The organism is Micromonospora sp. NPDC050795 (assembly GCF_044456785.1).
GTDB lineage: Bacteria > Actinomycetota > Actinomycetes > Mycobacteriales > Micromonosporaceae > Micromonospora.
Genome location: NZ_JBITGE010000058.1, coordinates 1 through 18228 on the forward strand (window position 1 = coordinate 1; position 18228 = coordinate 18228).

13 protein-coding genes and 1 rRNA gene are annotated in these 18228 nt (G+C 71.0%); 8 read left to right on the forward strand and 6 right to left on the reverse strand.

Annotated features, from left to right (window positions below; translation table 11 throughout):
* A 5S ribosomal RNA gene (gene rrf, locus ACIBEF_RS30955) occupies positions 1-86 on the forward strand; the annotation flags it as partial.
* A gap of 178 nt (positions 87-264) precedes the next feature.
* Here rrf and ACIBEF_RS30960 read toward each other — a convergent pair.
* Entirely contained in the window at positions 265-951 is a 687-nt protein-coding gene (locus ACIBEF_RS30960; RefSeq protein WP_396796912.1) for a hypothetical protein, read from the reverse strand.
* Positions 952-1020: 69 nt separating this feature from the next.
* Here ACIBEF_RS30960 and ACIBEF_RS30965 point away from each other — a divergent pair, with 69 nt between their 5' ends.
* From ACIBEF_RS30965 to ACIBEF_RS30975, 3 genes are read left to right on the forward strand one after another with little or no spacing between them, the layout of a single operon-like run.
* Entirely contained in the window at positions 1021-3639 is a 2619-nt protein-coding gene (locus tag ACIBEF_RS30965; RefSeq protein ID WP_396796913.1) for a valine--tRNA ligase, read from the forward strand.
* On the forward strand, positions 3636-4970 hold the full coding sequence (locus ACIBEF_RS30970) for a bifunctional folylpolyglutamate synthase/dihydrofolate synthase (RefSeq protein ID WP_396796914.1): 1335 nt from the start codon (positions 3636-3638) through the stop codon (positions 4968-4970). Before ACIBEF_RS30965 ends, ACIBEF_RS30970 begins: the two co-directional genes overlap by 4 nt.
* The gene (locus ACIBEF_RS30975; RefSeq protein ID WP_396796915.1) at positions 4967-5413 is read left to right on the forward strand and encodes a DUF4233 domain-containing protein; all 447 of its coding nucleotides are present in this window, start codon (positions 4967-4969) and stop codon (positions 5411-5413) included. Before ACIBEF_RS30970 ends, ACIBEF_RS30975 begins: the two co-directional genes overlap by 4 nt.
* 38 nt (positions 5414-5451) lie before the next feature.
* Here the strand turns inward: ACIBEF_RS30975 and ACIBEF_RS30980 are convergent, their stop codons facing one another.
* Positions 5452-6915, reverse strand: coding sequence for a VOC family protein (locus ACIBEF_RS30980; protein ID WP_396796916.1), 1464 nt, complete (start codon positions 6913-6915; stop codon positions 5452-5454).
* A gap of 141 nt (positions 6916-7056) precedes the next feature.
* Between ACIBEF_RS30980 and ndk the strand changes: the two genes are divergently transcribed.
* On the forward strand, positions 7057-7482 hold the full coding sequence (gene ndk / locus ACIBEF_RS30985; protein WP_088949743.1) for a nucleoside-diphosphate kinase: 426 nt from the start codon (positions 7057-7059) through the stop codon (positions 7480-7482).
* A gap of 36 nt (positions 7483-7518) precedes the next feature.
* Here ndk and sigJ read toward each other — a convergent pair whose 3' ends face one another.
* The 3 genes from sigJ to ACIBEF_RS31000 form a co-directional block, all read right to left on the reverse strand.
* Entirely contained in the window at positions 7519-8397 is an 879-nt protein-coding gene (sigJ, locus tag ACIBEF_RS30990; RefSeq protein ID WP_396796917.1) for an RNA polymerase sigma factor SigJ, read from the reverse strand.
* Complete coding sequence (locus ACIBEF_RS30995; protein WP_396796925.1) at positions 8394-8825, reverse strand: carboxymuconolactone decarboxylase family protein; 432 nt, start codon at positions 8823-8825, stop codon at positions 8394-8396. Before ACIBEF_RS30995 ends, sigJ begins: the two co-directional genes overlap by 4 nt.
* 300 nt (positions 8826-9125) lie before the next feature.
* Entirely contained in the window at positions 9126-10202 is a 1077-nt protein-coding gene (locus ACIBEF_RS31000; RefSeq protein WP_396796919.1) for an ArsR family transcriptional regulator, read from the reverse strand.
* A gap of 308 nt (positions 10203-10510) precedes the next feature.
* On the opposite strand from ACIBEF_RS31000, the gene ileS reads away from it, so the two are divergent.
* Together ileS and ACIBEF_RS31010 are read left to right on the forward strand one after the other, a co-directional pair.
* Positions 10511-13657, forward strand: coding sequence for an isoleucine--tRNA ligase (gene ileS, locus ACIBEF_RS31005; protein ID WP_396796920.1), 3147 nt, complete (start codon positions 10511-10513; stop codon positions 13655-13657).
* Positions 13658-13762: 105 nt separating this feature from the next.
* Positions 13763-14452, forward strand: coding sequence for a lysophospholipid acyltransferase family protein (locus ACIBEF_RS31010; protein WP_355009324.1), 690 nt, complete (start codon positions 13763-13765; stop codon positions 14450-14452).
* 37 nt (positions 14453-14489) lie between these two features.
* On the opposite strand, the gene ACIBEF_RS31015 is transcribed toward ACIBEF_RS31010, so the two are convergent.
* Positions 14490-15779: a hypothetical protein gene (locus ACIBEF_RS31015; protein ID WP_396796922.1), complete on the reverse strand. Its 1290-nt coding sequence runs from the start codon at positions 15777-15779 to the stop codon at positions 14490-14492.
* Positions 15780-15886: 107 nt separating this feature from the next.
* Here ACIBEF_RS31015 and ACIBEF_RS31020 point away from each other — a divergent pair, with 107 nt between their 5' ends.
* Entirely contained in the window at positions 15887-17941 is a 2055-nt protein-coding gene (locus ACIBEF_RS31020) for a TIGR03960 family B12-binding radical SAM protein (RefSeq protein ID WP_357195358.1), read from the forward strand.
* The last annotated feature ends 287 nt before the right edge of the window (positions 17942-18228 follow it).

Genomic DNA, 18228 nt, shown 5'->3' on the forward strand with positions numbered 1-18228 from the left:
GTTACATTCCGAACCCGGAAGCTAAGCCCTCCAGCGCCGATGGTACTGCACTCGTGAGGGTGTGGGAGAGTAGGACGCCGCCGGACAATCTTCCAAAGAAGCCCACCCCATCACGGGGTGGGCTTCTTTGCGTCCCCCCATTGACCCCGGAGACTCGTCAAGGTCACGCTCGATCCAGGTTGTCGTGGCCTCACGGCGTGGGGACACCACTAAGCCCAGGATGTTGCACGATCTTGCGGCCGGCGGGGCAGCCCGCGTGCTCGCTCAGTCCCGGGTCTGCATGCCGGCGCGGAGGTTGCGCAGCAGGCCGCCGGCGTCGCTGACCGACCGGCCCGGGAACATCGCCATGACCACGCTGCCGTGGTCGGCCCAGCCGCACACCGCGAAGTCCCCGCCCTCGCCGCTGGTGCTGCCACACTTCAAAACCCCGCCGAAGTCACCCGCGGGCAGCTCCCGCAGCCCGTTCACCGCACCGGTCTCGTCCGACATCAGGCGGAAGAGGCTGTCCAGGTCCCGTTCTGGCTGCCAGAGCAGGGTGGTTCCCCCGAAGATGAGCACTGAGCGCTTGTCGTCGGCCGGGTCCCGGTAGACGGTGCCGAAACTGCGGTCCAGTTCGATGTTCGCCGCCAGGCCGCTGCGGAGATAGTCGGCCGTGCTCTTCGCCCGCTCGCTGTCGTCGCGAGTCAGACCCGCCACCCGATCGGGTGAGGCCAGTTGGGTGTCCTTCTGCTGCGCCACCCGCCACCCACCGACACCAAGAACGCCGGCACCGGCGAGGCCGACCACCAGCGCGACCGTCCAACCGATCTTGCGTCGGCGTGACCAGCCGCTGGACCGCTCGTCGGGGTCGCCTCCGGAGTCCCGGGTGCTCAGCTGAATCGGCTCTTCGGTGAGCTCGACCGGCTCGCGGCCGCCATCGCGCGACCGCTCGGTGAGATGTGCGTCGGACATAGCCGACACCGTACGCGAACGGCAGGTGGCGCACGTCAGGTCTGCGGAAGCCCTCCGTAGACTTGTCCGGTGACCGAGAGACTGGATGCCCAACGCCCCGACGCCCCGACCCTTGCCGGCCAGTACCAGCCCGGTGAGGTAGAGCAGCGACGGTACGAGCAGTGGGTAGCCGGCGGGCACTTCCGGGCCTCCGCCGACAGCGACAAGCCCCCTTTCACCATCGTCATCCCGCCGCCGAACGTCACCGGCTCGCTGCACATGGGCCACGCGTTCGAGCACACGCTGATGGACGCCTTGACCCGGCGTAAGCGGATGCAGGGCTTCGAGGCGCTGTGGCTGCCGGGCATGGACCACGCCGGCATCGCCACCCAGAACCTGGTCGAGCGTCAGCTCGCCGCAGAGGGGCTGTCCCGGCACGATCTCGGCCGGGAGAAGTTCGTCGAGCGGGTCTGGCAGTGGAAGGCCGAGTCCGGTGGTGCCATCCTCGGTCAGATGCGTCGCCTCGGCGACTCCGTCGACTGGGACCGCGAGCGCTTCACCATGGACGAGGGGCTGACCCGCGCCGTCCAGACGATCTTCAAGAAGCTCTTCGACGACGGTCTGATCTACCGGGCCAACCGGATCATCAACTGGTGTCCGCGCTGCCTCACGGCGCTCTCCGACATCGAGGTCGAGCACACCGACGACGACGGCGAGCTGATCTCGATCCGCTACAGCGACGAGGTCGTGGTGGCCACCACCCGGGCCGAGACGATGCTCGGCGACACCGCCGTGGCGGTGCACCCCGACGACGAGCGCTACCAGCACCTGATCGGCACCGAGGTCGAGCTGCCGTTGACCGGCCGCCGGATCCCGATCGTCGCCGACGCGCACGTCGACCCGTCCTTCGGCACCGGCATGGTGAAGGTGACGCCGGCCCACGACCCGAACGACTTCGAGATCGGCCAGCGGCACGACCTGCCCGCGTTGACCGTGATGGACGAGCGCGGCGTGATCACCGTGCCCGGCCCGTTCGAGGGGTTGGACCGGTTCGAGGCGCGGCCGGCGATCGTGGCGGCGCTGCGGGAGCAGGGCCGGATCGTCGCCGAGAAGCGTCCGTACGTGCACGCGGTCGGGCACTGCTCGCGGTGCAAGACCACCGTCGAGCCGCGGCTGTCGCTGCAGTGGTTCGTCAACACCGCCCCGCTGGCCCAGGCCGCGGGTGACGCGGTGCGTGACGGCCGGGTCCGCATCGAGCCGGCCGAGCTGGCCAAGCGCTACTTCGCCTGGGTCGACAACATGCACGACTGGTGCATCTCCCGGCAGCTGTGGTGGGGGCACCGCATCCCGGTCTGGTACGGCCCGGCGGGTGAGATCGTCTGCGTTGGCCCCGACGAGGCGCCGCCGACCGGCGAGGGCTGGCACCAGGACGAGGACGTCCTGGACACCTGGTTCTCCAGCGGCCTGTGGCCGTTCTCCACCCTGGGCTGGCCAGAGCAGACCCCGGATCTGGCGAAGTTCTACCCGACCAGCGTGCTGGTGACCGGGTACGACATCCTGTTCTTCTGGGTCGCCCGGATGATGATGTTCGGCCTCTACGCGATGGACGGCCGGCCGCCCTTCGACGTGGTCGCGCTGCACGGCATGGTGCGTGACCAGTTCGGCAAGAAGATGTCGAAGTCGTTCGGCAACGTGGTCGACCCGCTCGACTGGATCGACCGGTACGGCGCCGACGCCACCCGGTTCACCCTGGCGCGGGGCGCGAACCCCGGCCAGGACGTCCCGGTCAGCGAGGAGTGGTGCCAGGGCTCCCGCAACTTCTGCAACAAGCTCTGGAACGCCACCCGGTTCGCCCTGATGAACGGCGCGCACACCACTGGTGACCTGCCCCCCACCGAGCAGCTCTCCACCGTCGACCGGTGGATCCTGTCCCGGTTGGCGCACGTCACCGCCGAGGTCGACGAGCAGTTCGAGGCCTACGAGTTCGCCAAGGTGTGCGACCTGCTCTACCACTTCGCCTGGGACGACGTCTGCGACTGGTACGTCGAGCTGAGCAAGCCGGTGCTCGCCGAGGGCGGTGAGCGCGCGGAGGCCAGCCGTCAGGTGCTCGGGCACGTGCTCGACCAGCTGCTGCGGCTGCTGCACCCGGTCATCCCGTTCGTCACCGAGGAGCTGTGGCTCGCGTTGACCGGCGGCGAGACGGTGCAGGCCGCCGCCTGGCCGGTGGCCGACCCGTCGCTGGTCGACGACGCCGCCGAGGCCGAGCTGGTCGGCGTTCAGCGGGTGGTCACCGAGATCCGCCGGTTCCGTTCCGACCAGGGGCTGCGCCCCACGCAGCGGGTAGCTGCCCGCCTGGACGGGCTGTCCGGCGCGGGTATCGCTGCCCACGAGCCGCTGATCCGCTCGCTGGTCCGGTTGGATCCGGCCGGTGACGACTTCCAGGCCAGCGCCACGTTGGCCATGCCCGGCGCGGTCGGTGTCGCGTTGGACACCCGGGGGTCGATCGACGTGGCGGCCGAACGGGCCCGGCTGACGAAGGACCGCGCGGCAGCCGAGAAGGAGGTCGCGCAGGCCCGGGCGAAGCTCGACAACCCTGCCTTCATCGGAAAGGCCCCCGAGCCGGTGGTCGCGAAGATCCGCGGCCGGCTCGCCACCGCCGAGGCCGACCTGGTCCGGATCGACGCTGCTCTGGAGACACTGCCCTCGTGACCGACCGTACCGAATTCGCCGCCGTCGAGGCCGAGCTGAACGCCCGTGGCTTCACCCGCATGGTCTTCGAGCTGGACCGGATCGAGTCGCTGCTCGACCTGCTCGGCAGCCCGCAGCGGGCGTACCCGGCGATCCACCTGACCGGCACCAACGGCAAGACCTCAACCGCGCGGATGATCGACTCGCTGTTGCGGGCGCACGGCCTGCACACCGGTCGGTACACCAGCCCGCACCTGGAGACCGTCCGGGAGCGGATCAGCCTGGACGGGGAGCCGGTCAGCGAGGAGCGGTTCGCCTCGGTGTACCGGGAGATCAAACCGCTGGCTGAGCTGGTCGACGCGCGGTCGGACGAGCCGCTGACGTACTTCGACATGACCACCGCGCTGGCGTTCGCCACCTTCGCCGACGCGCCGGTCGACATCGCGGTGGTCGAGGTTGGCCTCGGTGGGGCGGAGGACGCCACGAACGTCCTCCAGGCCGGGGTCTGTGTGATCACCCCGATCGGGCTGGACCACACCGAGTGGCTCGGCGACATGATCCAGGACATCGCGCTGGCGAAGGCCGGCATCATCCACCCGGGGGCCACCGTGATCTCGGCGTCCCAGGAGGAGGAGGCCGCCGGTCCCCTCCTCGACCGCTGCGCCGAGGTCGGGGCCACCATCGCCCGGGAGGGCGGTGAGTTCGGCGTGCTGGGTCGGGCGGTCGCGGTCGGCGGTCAGGTGCTCACCCTCCAGGGGCTGGGCGGCGTCTACGACGACGTGTTCATTCCGCTGCACGGTGCCCACCAGGCGCAGAACGCGGCCATGGCGCTTGCCGCCGTGGAGGCGTTCCTGGGCGCGGGGGCCCGACGTCAGCTGGACATCGAGGCGGTCCGCGAGGGCTTCGCCTCGACCAGCTCCCCGGGTCGGCTGGAGCGGGTCCGTAACGCCCCGACCATCCTGCTGGACGGTGCGCACAACCCGCACGGCATGAAGGCCACCGTCACCGCGCTCCAGGAGGAGTTCGCGTTCAGCAAGCTGGTGGCCGTCATCGGCGTACTGGCCGACAAGGACGCCGAAGCGCTGCTGGAGCTGCTGGAGCCGGTGGTCGACCAGGTGGTGGTCACCCGCAACAGCTCGCCACGGGCGATGCCGGTGGAGGAACTCGCGGCGCTGGCCGCCGAGATCTTCGGCGATGAGCGGGTCGACTCGGCCGAGGAGATGCCGGACGCCATCGAGTTGGCGGTGGCGTTGGCCGAGGAGGACGTCCCCGGTGAGCTGAGCGGGGTCGGGGTGCTGGTCACCGGGTCCGTGGTGACGGTCGCCGACGCGCGCCGGCTGCTGAAGCGATGACCAGCCCGGAGCGGGACCCGCACCCCACCGATGACCCGACCGGCCCGCCGGTCGGGCAGCCGGTCGGGCAGCCGGTGGGGGAGGAACCCACGGCCGGGCAGCCGCGACGCTCCGGGTTGCGCAACCCGGAGCGGGCGGTACGCGGTCTCGGTGCTGGCACGCTCAGCCTGGAGGCGCTGGTGCTGTTGCTGGCGATCCAGCCGATCCGGGTGGTCGGGGGTGACCTCGGCGGCGCCGCGATCGGTGCGGTGGTGGCACTGGCGGTGGCCGCCGTGGTGCTCGCCGGCATGATGCGTCGGCCCTGGGCCTGGAACGCCGGCACCGTGCTCCAGGGGCTGCTGCTGCTGGGCGGTCTGCTGCACTGGTCACTGCTCGGGCTGGGCATCATCTTCGCCCTGGTCTGGGCGTACGCGTTGCACGTCCGCCGCGTCATCCTCGGCTGACGGCGGACCCGGCCTGCGCTGTCCGAAGGCGGGCCGGGTCAGGCGTCGGCGCGTTCGCGCCACTGGGTGAGCGCGACGCCGTGGCCATCCGGGTCGCGGAAGGCCGCCGCCCACCCCTCCAGCTTGGTGCCCCGGTTGACCACCCGGGGCGCGTACGTGAAGCGGACGCCCGACTCGCGCAACCGCTCGTACGCCGCCTCGATGTCGCTCACCTCAAGGTTGACGTGCACGAGCCGGCGGCTGATGGGCGCCGCCCCGGTCACCTCGCGCAGGACGATCCGGGTCGCCCCGGAGGCCAGGACGGCGTTGTGGGCACCCTGGTCGACCTCGCTGAAGCCGAGCACGTCGCGGTAGAAGTTGAGCGACCGCTGCAGGTCGGTGACCAGCAGGGTGAGGCCCACCCCGCTGATCGGTGCGGCCGGGTCCGCGCCCGAGCCGGCGTCGAACCCGAAGATCGCCTGGTCCAGTTCCTCGTCGGTCACTGTCGTGCGTGCGGCCCCGGCCGGTGAGGGATCGTCCAGCGGAAGATCGAGTGGGTCCAGCGGGTCGGGAGTGCCCGGGCCGGAGCGCTGCGCGGGCGGCGGGTCGAAGCGCTGCGCGCTGGGGGGGTCGACGGGGTCCTCGGCGGGCGGGGCGCTCGCGCCGCTCGCCTGCGAAGCGTCGAAGCGGTCGGCGGCGGGCTCGTCGAAGCGCTCCTCGGCGGGAGGGCGCGGCGCCGGAGTGGTTGCCCGTCGGGGCAGCCCACCAGCCTGCGGCTCGACGACCACGCCCTCCAACACCACCGGGCCACCCGGGCTCTGGTGCATCACCACGGGCTCGCGCTCCTCGGGCACGACGCCCGGGTCGTCGCGCCGGAGGTCGTCGCGCGAAGGGTCGGTGCGCAGCGGGTCACCGAGCGGGTCGCGGAAAGGGTCACCGGCCGGGTCCCGGAACGGGTCACCGACCGGGTCGCGGAAGTCGTCGTCGGGTGCGCGGTCGTCCCACGGCGGCGCGTCCTGCTGGATCAACAGCTCGTCCACCGGCTCCGCGTCGGCGAACTCCGGCGGAAGGTCGGCGACGGCAGCGGCGGTCTCGGCATGGGTGAGCACCTCGTCCCAGAGGACCTTGACGTGCCGCTGGTCGTCCAAAGCGACCCGGATCGGCAGGGTCTGGCCCAGCGACGGCCACTTGGAGACCGGCACCCTCGGCTCAATGATCTTCTTGGACCGCGGCGGCAGACCAGGGGCGTCGATCACCAGTTGCAGTTCGCAGCGGCCGAACGCGTACTGGGTGGGTGGTTCGGAGGCGCTGTGCACGTGCCCGACGCCGACGACCCACGTGCGACCGCCGCCGCGTACGGTCGCCAGCGCGATCGCCAGCACCAGCAGGGCGACCCCCAGGGCCACGATGGCCCAACTCGTCATGCCGAGCCCGAACAGGACGACGAACGTGGCAACGGTGCCCAGCACCGCGCCGATCAGCTTGCGTACCGGCGCGATGGGTCGGTTCCCGCCATTCGCCACAGTGGACCTCCCGGGGTCAGGACCAGGCTAGGCCGGATCGGCCACCGGGGGAAAGACCGGCCGCCGCGCCGGTGCCGGGACCGGGTCGCTAGGCTGACCGTACCGATCCCAAGCGTTCAGCGCGTACAGGAGGAACCCAGCGTGTCCAGCAACAGCCCGGATGAGCGCAGCCTCGTTCTGATCAAGCCCGACGCGGTCCGCCGCGGCCTGGTCGGCGAGGTCCTCTCCCGCTTCGAGCGCAAGGGGCTGCGGATCGACGCGATGGCGCACCGGACGATGGATGCCGCGCTCGCCGACGAGCACTACGCCGAGCACGTCGACAAGGCGTTCTACCCGCCGCTGAAGGACTTCATGACCGGCGGCCCGCTGGTCGCCCTGGTTCTCTCCGGCGACCAGGTCATCGACGTGGTCCGCGGGCTGGTCGGCGCCACCGACGGACGCAAGGCCGCCGCCGGCACCATCCGGGGTGACCTGTCGCTGTCCAACCGGGAGAACCTGGTGCACGCCTCCGACTCGACGGACAGCGCCAAGCGCGAGATCGCGCTGTGGTTCCCCGAGCTGGGCTGACGCCCACCGGCCGGGGTCGACCGACGACGCCCGGGTTCAGCCGACCGCCGGCACCTTCGCCGGGTTGCCGACCACGTAGATCCCGGTGATCCGTCCGTCGGCCGCGGCGATGGTCAGCGTGTACCGACTGCCGTCCGCGCGGGTGATCAGCATCGCTGGTTCCCCGTTGAGCTCCACCGGATCCATCGCCACTCGGTGACGCGGGCCGTAGACCCCGGCGTAGAACCGGGCGATCCGGTCGGCGCCGGTGACCGGGTTGAGGGCGGCCCGCGCCCGACCGCCGCCGTCGTTCCAGGCGGTGGCGTCGGCGGCCACCAGGTCGGTGAGCTTCGCCAGGTCACCGTCGCGGGCGGCGGCGAGGAACGCGTCCAGCAGCCGTTCCCGCTCCGGGCGGCTGGCGGTGAACCGACGCTGCTCCTGCCGTACCCGCGCGGTCGCCCGGTGGTTGAGCTGCCGACAGTCGGCGACGGACCGCTCCAGGATCTCGGCGATCTCCCCGTACGGCAGGTCGAAGGCCGTGTGCAGGACGTACACCGCCCGCTCCGGCGGGGTGAGTCGCTCCAGGACGTGCAGCAACGCGGTGGAGAGCGAGTCGCGTAGCTCCACCCGGTCCAACGGCCCGAACGGCGAGGGCGCGGTCGGCACCGGCTCGGGCAGCCATGTCCCGACGTACGTCTCGCGGGCCGCCTGCCGCGCGCGCAGCCGGTCCAGTGCCAACCGGGTGACCACCCTGGACAGGTACCGGCGCGGCTCCTCGACCCGGGCCCGGTCCACACCGAGCCAGCGCAGGTACGCCTCCTGGAGCACGTCCTCCGCGTCGTGGCGGCTGCCGAGCAGGCGGTACGCGAGACCGAGCAGCATCGGCCGGTGCGCCTCGAGCGCACCGGCCGCCTCCGCTGCCGCCTTGGTGGTCACGCCTGGGCTGGAGGCTCCAGCCGCATCGTCACCCCGATCCGATTCCACACGTTGATTGTGGCAATCGCGACGACGAGGTCGGCCAGTTCCTTCTCGGACCAGACCTTCGCGGCGTCATCCCACACCTCGTCCGGCACCCCGTGCTCGCCGAGCCGGGTGACCGCGTCGGTGAGGGCCAGTGCGGCCCGCTCCCGCTCGTCGAAGAAGGGAGACTCCCGCCAGGCGGCTACCGCGAACAGCCGCCGGCTCGACTCGCCGTCGGCGAGCGCGTCCCGGCTGTGCATGTCCACGCAGTACGCGCACCCGTTGATTATCGATGCCCGCAGTTTCACCAGCTCCAGCACGGTGCGATCGACGTTCGTCTGGACGTACTTCTCCAACCCCATGACGGCCTTGTACGCCTGCGGTGCGACCTCGGCCGGGTTCATCCGTTGCACGACTACCTCCTGATCGGTCCGACACCGGTACGACGGCCGGGCCGGGGCAGGTCGTGACAACCGGAACTGTGATCCCGCTCATCCCGATCGGCGAGCACCGTCCCCGACCCCCCGGTCGATCATGGAGTTGTTGCCACGACACGCCGTCGAGTGAGGCAACAACTCCATGATCAGCGGGGTTGGGTCGGGGATGGGCCGGCCAGCGCCGGCTGGCCCGGCAGGCCGAACAGCTCCCCGTTGCCGACCGTCAGGTCGACGCTGCGGTCTGCCGGGACCTTCCGACGCTCGTGATCAGCAGGCTAGGAGTGACGGGTACGGGTGGGAAACGGATTCGGATCGAGCCGAATGCTCAGGCCGAGGCGCACGTCGGCTCGTCACCGACGAGCTGCACCAGTGCCAGACCGGCCGGTTCAGGCCGTACAACACCCGCCGGCCCACCCGACGCCGGTGTACCACGCCGGCGGCCAGCAGTGCGGAGAGCTGCTCCGACACGGTGCTCGGTGCCAACCCCAACGTGGCCGCGAGGCCCGCGGTGGTGGCTGGCCTCGCCAGCGCCCGCAGTACCTGGGCGCGACCCCGACCGACCAGCACCGCCAGCCGATCCGTGGCCGGTGTCGTCCGGGCCGCCGAGACCGGCTCACCCTCGGCGAGCACTGCCGCCCCGCGCGCCTGGTAGGAGACGGCGATGATCTCCGGATGGTCGGTGGCGCAGACGAGTGCCCCCTCCGAGAAGATCAAGGGAAGCAGCAGCAGTCGCTGATTCACCGCCGTGAACTGCTGCTCCGACGGCTTCACCAGGGTCAGCACCGGCTTGTTCCAGCGCACCCGTTCGTGCAGGTTCTCCAGGAGCGCGTCCGGGCCGTACGCGGCGAGCGCCCGGGCCCGATGCAGCACCTCCTCGTCCAGCGCCGCCTGCATCGCCGGCCACCACGGCGCGATGGCCGCGTCCCAGTACGCCTGGATGCCGTCGGCGAGCCGGTCCAGGGCTGCCCGCCGGTCCGTGACGAACGGGCGGAGCCACTCCGGCAGGTCGTCCGGGTGGTAATAGTGGGGGATCTGTTCGGTGATCACCTCGGCCGGCGTCGCGCGCAGCTCGGCGAGCTGGTCGGCCAGGGTCGGCGCGGCCAACGTGGGGATCGGGCTGAGGAAGTCCGGTGCGGGTAGGCCGGTGGTCAGCAGCCGGGCCGGCGCGGTCGCCGGCACGTCGTCGAGCACCCGCCGTGCGTGCCGCGCCCAGGCGGTGTACGGCCAGGGCGCCTCAATCGGATTGCGGTGCAGCAGCAACAGGCTGGTCAGCACCTCCCAGAGCGGGCTGGTGGCGATCCGGGTCCGGAGCAGCGTCGGCTCGTCCAACTCGATCCGGATCACCCGGTCAGCCTAGGGTGCCGGCGCGGGCGTTCACTCGGCGGCGGGGCGGTCGACGGGTCGAGTATCGTTGGACCTCGAAAGGCGATGACCCGGCCATCACCGGTGAGCCTCCGGAAGAACAGCCGGGCAACCGGCCCAGTAGAACCGGACGGGTGCGGCCCGTCACAGCCGACAATGAGCGGGCGGTCGATCCTGACCGCCAAGCGGGGTGGTACCGCGGGCCACCCGGGAGCGCCGTTCCAGGCGTACCCGGAGGTTCGTCCTCGCAGACCCACGTTGAGTGAGCTGCATGAGGAGAGCGACCCCCGATGGCCTATCCGTTGCACGACGCGACCGCCGCCGGTGTTCCGGCGAGCCCGGACCTGCCCGCGGTCGAGCGCCGCGTGCTGGAGCACTGGACGGCTGACAAGACCTTCGAGGCCAGCATCGAGGCCCGCCCCGCCGGCACCGACGGCAAGAACGAGTACGTCTTCTACGACGGCCCGCCGTTCGCCAACGGCCTGCCGCACTACGGTCACCTCTTCACCGGCTACGTCAAGGACGTGGTGCCGCGCTACCAGACCATGCGTGGCCGGCACGTCGAGCGGCGGTTCGGCTGGGACTGTCACGGCCTGCCCGCCGAGGTGGTGGCCGAGAAGCAGCTCGGCATCACCAGCAAGGCGGAGATCATCGACCTGGGCGTGGACCGGTTCAACGAGGCCTGCCGTACCTCGGTGCTGGAGTTCACCCAGGACTGGGAGCGGTACATCAACCGGCAGGCCCGCTGGGTCGACTTCACCAACGACTACAAGACCCTCGACCTGGACTACATGGAAAGCGTCATGTGGGCCTTCAAGACCCTGCACGACAAGGGTCTGATCTACGAGGGCTTCCGGGTGCTGGCGTACTGCTGGCGCTGTGAGACGCCGCTGTCGAACACCGAGACCCGGATGGACGACGTCTACCGGGACCGGCACGACCCCACCCTGTCGGTGTGGTTCGAGCTGACCGCCGACGAGTCCGCACCGGAGCTGCTGCGCGGCCCGGTCAAGCTGGGCGTCTGGACCACCACGCCGTGGACCCTGCCGTCGAACCTCGCGCTCGCCGTCGGGCCCGACATCGAGTACGCGGTGCTCGAACGCGACGGCGACCGCTACCTGGTGGGGGCGGCGCGGCTGGCCGCGTACGCCAAGGAGCTGGAGGGCTACGAGCAGGTCGGCTCGGTGTACGGCCGGGACCTGGTCGGACGCCGCTACACGCCGCTGTTCGACTTCCTCGTCGAGCAGGCCGGGGAGAACGCCTACCAGGTGCTCGGGGCGGAGTTCGTCACCACCGAGGACGGCACCGGGATCGTGCACCTGGCCCCGGCCTTCGGTGAGGACGACCAGAACGTCTGCAACGCCGCCGGCATCCCCACCATCGTCACTGTCGACGACCACACCCGGTTCACCGCGCTGGTCCCGCCGTACCAGGGTGAGCAGGTCTTCGACGTCAACAAGCCGGTGATCCGGGAGCTGAAGGACCGGGGGGTGGTGCTCAGGCAGGACACCTACACCCACTCGTACCCGCACTGCTGGCGTTGCGACACCCCGCTGGTCTACAAGGCGGTGTCGTCGTGGTTCGTCGCGGTGACCCAGTTCCGGGACCGGATGGTCGAGCTGAACCAGGAGATCAACTGGACGCCCGGCCACATCAAGGACGGCTCGTTCGGCAAGTGGCTGGCCAACGCCAGGGACTGGTCGATCAGTCGGAACCGGTTCTGGGGCTCGCCGATCCCGGCGTGGAAGTCCGACGACCCGAACTACCCGCGCCTGGACGTCTACGGTTCGCTGGCCGACATCGAGCGGGACTTCGGCGTACGCCTGACCGACCTGCACCGGCCGGCGGTGGACGACCTGGTCCGCCCCAACCCGGACGACCCGACCGGGCAGTCGATGATGCGCCGGGTGCCGGAGGTGCTGGACTGCTGGTTCGAGTCCGGGTCGATGCCGTTCGCCCAGGTGCACTACCCGTTCGAGAACGCCGACTGGTTCGAGCACCACTACCCGGGTGACTTCATCGTCGAGTACATCGGGCAGACCCGTGGTTGGTTCTACACGATGCACGTGCTGGCCACCGCGCTGTTCGACCGGCCGGCGTTCCGTAACTGCCTGAGCCACGGCATCCTGCTCGGCTCGGACGGGCGCAAGATGTCCAAGAGCCTGCGCAACTACCCGGACGTCTACCACGTCTTCGACGCGTACGGCTCGGACGCGATGCGCTGGATGCTGATGTCCTCGCCGGTGCTGCGCGGTGGGGACATGGCGGTCACCGAGGCGGGCATCCGCGACGCCGTCCGGCAGGTGCTGCTGCCGCTGTGGAACGTGTACTACTTCTTCACGCTCTACGCCAACGCCGACGGGTATCAGGCCCGGCGACGTACCGACTCCACCCACCTGCTCGACCGGTACGTGCTGGCGAAGACGAACGAGCTGGTGTCCACGGTCGGCGCGCAGATGGACGCGTACGACATCTCCGGTGCCTGCGCCACCGTCCGGTCCTACCTCGACGCGCTGACCAACTGGTACGTGCGCCGGTCCCGGGACCGGTTCTGGTCCGGTGACGTCAACGCCTTCGACACCCTGTCGACGGTGCTGGAGACGCTCTGTCGGGTGGTGGCGCCGCTGGCTCCGCTGACCGCGGAGGAGATCTGGCGTGGCCTGACCGGGGAGCGTTCGGTGCACCTGACCGACTGGCCCTCGGCGGAGGAGTTCCCGGCCGACCACGATCTGGTCCGCGCGATGGACAACGTTCGGGCGGTCGCCTCGGCGGCGCTGTCGCTGCGCAAGGCCAAGGGGCTGCGGGTGAGGCTGCCGCTGTCGACGCTGACCGTGGCCTCGCCGGCCGCGGAGCAGCTGCGGCCGTTCGCCGACCTGGTCGCCGACGAGGTGAACGTCAAGTCGGTGGAGTTCAGCGCGGAGCTGTCCGCGTACTGCGAGCAGGTGTTGACTGTGGTTCCCCGGGCGCTCGGCCCACGCGTCGGCAAGCAGGTGCAACAGGTGATCAAGGCGGTCAAGGCGGGCGAGTGGGAGCTGGTCGACGGCGCCCCGGTGGCCGCCGGTGTCACCCTCGCCGAGGGTGAGTACGAGTTGCGCCTGGTCGCCGCCGACGCCGAGCACTCCGCGCCGCTGCCCGGCGGCGAGGGAGTGGTGGTGCTGGACACCGACGTCACACCGGAACTGGCCGCCGAGGGGCTGGCCCGCGACGTGGTGCGGGTGGTGCAGCAGGCCCGCCGTGACGCCGATCTGGACGTCTCGGACCGGATCGTGGTGTCGGTGTCGGCGTCCGACGAGGTACGCGCGGCGGTGTCGGCGTACGTCGACTTCGTCTCCGCGGAGGTGCTGGCCGACTCGGTCGACTTCGTCGAGGGGCTGGAGGGCTTCGCTGGCGAGGTCGGCGATGGTGAGCGGGTAACGGTGGTCGTCCGCCGGGTATAACGGACCATCGCCAGGGTGCGGGCGCCTCACCACCTCCGTCCGGGAGGTGTGGAGGCGTCCGCTACCGTGACACCGCCTGCTCGCAATTCATCTGCCGGAGGACCAGTGCCGCTGCTCTACACCATCGGCAAGCTGACCGTGGGCCCCACGCTGCGGGTGGCGTTCCGCCCGACCGTGGAGGGTCTGGAACACGTGCCGGAGACCGGCGGCGCGATCTTCGCCGGCAACCACCTCTCGGTGGCCGACGAGTTGTTCCTCGGCACGGTCGTGCCCCGGCACCTGGCGTTCTGGGCCAAGTCGGAATATTTCAACGGCACCGGCGTGAAGGGTGCGATCTCCAAGTTCGTCCTCACCGGCCTGGGTGCGATCCCGGTCGAGCGGGCCGGTGGCCGGGCGGCGCTGTCCGCGTTCGACGCGGCGATCCCGGCGCTCAAGGGCGGTGACCTGGTGGTGGTCTACCCGGAGGGCACCCGCTCGCCGGACGGCAAGCTCTACCGGGGGCGGACCGGCGCGGCCCGGCTGGCGATCTCGGCCGGCGTGCCGATCATCCCGGTCGGCATGATCGGCACGGACAAGGCGCAGCCGATCGGCGCCCGGGTGCCCCGGCCGGGCACCGCCAAGATCACGGTTCGATTCGGCAAACCGCTGGACTTCACCGGCCGACCGGACGACCGCGCCTCTCTGCGGCAGATGACCGACGAGCTGATGAGCGAGATCCAGAAGCTCACCGGCCAGGAGTACGTGCCCCGCTATGCCCCGCCGCGCGCCCACCCGGACCCGACCCGCGACGCCTGACCCCGCCGGCCGCACCCCGGCCGCCCAGGGTGCGGCATCAGCCCCGCTCGGGTTGGACGATCTGGGCGCGCAGGGTGCCCAACAGGTCGGAACTGTCGGCGACGGAGAGTCGGGTGAACACCCCGGTGGCGATGCTGCCGTGGTCGACCGACGTGCAGACGACCACGGCACCGCCGTCGGCACTGCCCACCGCGCACCGTTCGTGCCGGCCCCGTACACCGGTGTCCACGCTCTCCGGGGCACCCAACGCGTACCGATCGGTGAGCCGGCTGATCTCGGCCTCCGCGTCCGACTCCGGGGTCAGCCGGAAGCCGGTGCCGCCGAAGACCGTCACCCGCTTGCCGCTCGTCGTGGCGTAGACGCCGGCGAACGTGTCCTCGGCCAGCCAGTTCTCCTTGCGTACCTCGCTCTCCAGCTTCTGGGCCGCCTCGGTGCTGCGGCTGTCCTGCCGCAGGCTGAGGTCGTCCACCTGGACGGGCAGGGCCGCGCGCGCCGGGTACTGGGCCGAGATCGGGAACCCGTAGTAGGCGGGGCATCCACAGCAGCAGGCCAGGGTGAGCAGCAGCAGCCACGGCCAGCGGCGTCGTCGGCGAACCGGAACCGGCACGTACCCCTGGGGGGCCTGCCACCCGGGCGGCGGTGATGGCGGTGGCGTGGTGGATCGCCGACCCCGGCGCTGCTTCGGCACCTTCGGCGGCGCGGGTGGCGACATCGGCCGGGCCGGCACCATGGGTCCGATGGCCCGGGTTGCGCCCGGGGCGGCGGGCGGCGGCACCGGCTGCGACCCGGCCGGGGGAGCGGGCGGCCCGGACCACTGCCGGGTGTTCCCCGACGAGGCGGGGGGAGCGGGCGGCCCGGACCACTGCCGGGTGTCCGGCGGCGTCGGATACGACATCGTGGGCGGCAGCGGGGGCAGTTCGGCGGAGGGCAGGTCCCAGCCGCCGGTGTCCACGCCGGCCCACGGGTCGACCGGGGTCTGGTCCTCCGGCGGTCCGACGGCCACCGGCGGGGGAGGGGTCGGCTCGGCCGACGCGCCCCAGGCCGCTCGGCGGGGCAGCGGGGGTGGAACCGGGGCCGAACCACTCCACCTGGGCGCCGGGACGTCCGCGGCCGGGACCTCCGAGGCCGGGACCTCCCCGGTCGGGGCAGGCTCCGGCTGGTCCGAGGGCTCCGGCTGGTCCGAGGGCTCCGGCTGGTCCGAGGGTTCCGGCTGCTCCGGGGGTACGGGTGGGGAGGTCGGCTCGTCGGCGACCGTCCGGTCCCGCTCCGGCTCCGCGCCCGGGTTGCTCCCGTCGGCCGGCCGTGCTCCCGGCTGGGTCTCCGGCATCGCGGCAATCTCCTCTCGCGCCGAACCGAGGTTAGTACCGCGCCGCCACCCCCGCCGATCGGGCGTGCGCGCGATCGGCGGCGGACGAACGCGTACCCTTGGGCATCATGAGTGCCCCGTCCACGAGCCCGCACGCGGCCGCGACCAACTCTCGCGACGACTCCAGCTCGGCCCGCCCGACGCCGCGCGTCGGCTCGGAGCCGTCGGTCTGGCCCCAGCTCGAGCCGCTGCTGCCCCAGATCTCCAAGCCCATCCAGTACGTCGGGGGCGAGTTGGGTGCGGTGACGAAGGACTGGGACGCGGCGACCGTGCGCTGGGCGCTGATGTATCCCGACGCCTACGAGGTGGGCCTGCCCAACCAGGGCGTGCAGATCCTCTACGAGGTGCTCAACGAGCTGCCCGACACCCTCGCCGAGCGGACGTACGCGGTCTGGCCGGACCTGGAGACGCTGATGCGCACGCACGGCGTGCCGCAGTTCACCGTCGACGCGCACCGGTCGGTGCGCGGGTTCGACGTGTTCGGCATCTCCTTCTCCACCGAGCTGGGTTACACGAACATGCTCACCGCGATCGACCTGGCCGGCATCCCGCTGCTGGCCGCCGACCGCACCGACGCCGACCCGGTGATCGTTGCCGGCGGGCACGCCGCGTTCAACCCGGAGCCGATCGCCGACTTCATCGACGCCGCGGTGCTCGGCGACGGCGAGGAGGCGGTCCTGGAGATCACCGCGATCGTCCGGGAGTGGAAGGCCGAGGGCTCGCCGGGCGGCCGCGACGAGCTGCTGCTGCGGCTGGCCCGCACCGAGAGTGTCTACGTGCCGCGCTTCTACGACGTCGACTACCTGCCGGACGGCCGGATCCAGCGGGTCGTACCGAACCGGGCGGACGTGCCGTTCCGGGTGCACAAGCGCACGACGATGGACCTGGACGCCTGGCCGTACCCGAAGAAGCCCCTCGTGCCGTTGGCCGAGACGGTGCACGAGCGGTACGCGGTGGAGATCTTCCGGGGCTGCACCCGGGGCTGCCGGTTCTGCCAGGCCGGAATGATCACCCGTCCGGTGCGGGAACGGTCGATCACCACTGTCGCGCAGATGGTCCGCGAGGGCCTGGAGTTCTCCGGCTTCTCCGAGGTCGGCCTGCTGTCGCTCTCCTCGGCGGACCACTCCGAGATCGGCGACATGTGCTCGGGCCTCGCCCAACAGTACGAGGGCACGAACGTCTCGCTGTCGCTGCCCTCGACCCGGGTGGACGCCTTCAACATCGACCTCGCGCAGGAGCTGTCCCGCAACGGGCGGCGCACCGGCCTGACCTTCGCCCCGGAGGGCGGGTCGGAGCGGATCCGCAAGGTCATCAACAAGATGGTGTCGAAGGAAGACCTGATCCGTACGGTCGTCACCGCGTACACCAACGGGTGGCGGCAGGTGAAGCTCTACTTCATGTGCGGCCTGCCCACCGAGACCGACGAGGACGTCCTCGAGATCGCCGAGATGGCCCACGAGGTGATCAGGGCCGGCCGGGCCGCGACCGGCTCCAAGGACATCCGCTGCACGGTCTCCATCGGCGGGTTCGTGCCGAAGCCGCACACCCCGTTCCAGTGGGCCGCGATGGACCGTCCGGAGGTCATCGACCACCGGCTCAAGATCCTCAAGCAGGCCATCAACGCGGACCGCTCGCTGGGCCGGGCCATCGGCTACCGCTACCACGACGGCGAGCCGTCGCTCATCGAGGGGCTGCTCTCCCGGGGTGACCGCCGGGTCGGGTCGGTCATCCGCAAGGTCTGGGAGAACGGCGGCCGGTTCGACGGGTGGAGCGAGCACTTCTCCTACCAGCGCTGGGTGCAGGCCGCGGCCGAGACGCTGCCCGCGTTCGGGGTGGACCTCGACTGGTACACCACCCGTCAGCGCGACGAGCTGGAGGTCCTGCCCTGGGACCACCTCGACTCGGGCCTCGACAAGGACTGGCTCTGGCAGGACTGGCAGGACGCTTTCAGCGAGTTCGAGCAGGACGACTGCCGGTGGACGCCCTGCTTCGACTGCGGCGTCTGCCCATCGATGGACACCGAGATCCAGATCGGCCCCACCGGCAAGAAGCTGCTGCCGCTCACCCCGCTGGGCGGCAACGGCATGAAGGTCCCGTCGGGCCACTCGCACTCGCATCCCTGACCGCGCTGCGGTGAGCTAGCGCCGGCTGGCGGTGACCCCGCCACCCTCCACATCCGACATAGTCGCCCAACGGGTCCGCGTCTCGCGGGCCCGTTGGCGTTGTTCGGGCTCGGCCCCGACCGTCGGCCCGCGCCGAACCGTCCGCGAGATCGGCCGTCATCTGTACCACGTGCTGGTGGCTGGGGCTGCCTCGACTAGACGAGTAAGTCCTAACGACCCCGGGGTGTGGGCATAGACGAAGGGTGTTGAAGATCTGTTTGTGACGACAGACCTCAACACCCTTCTGA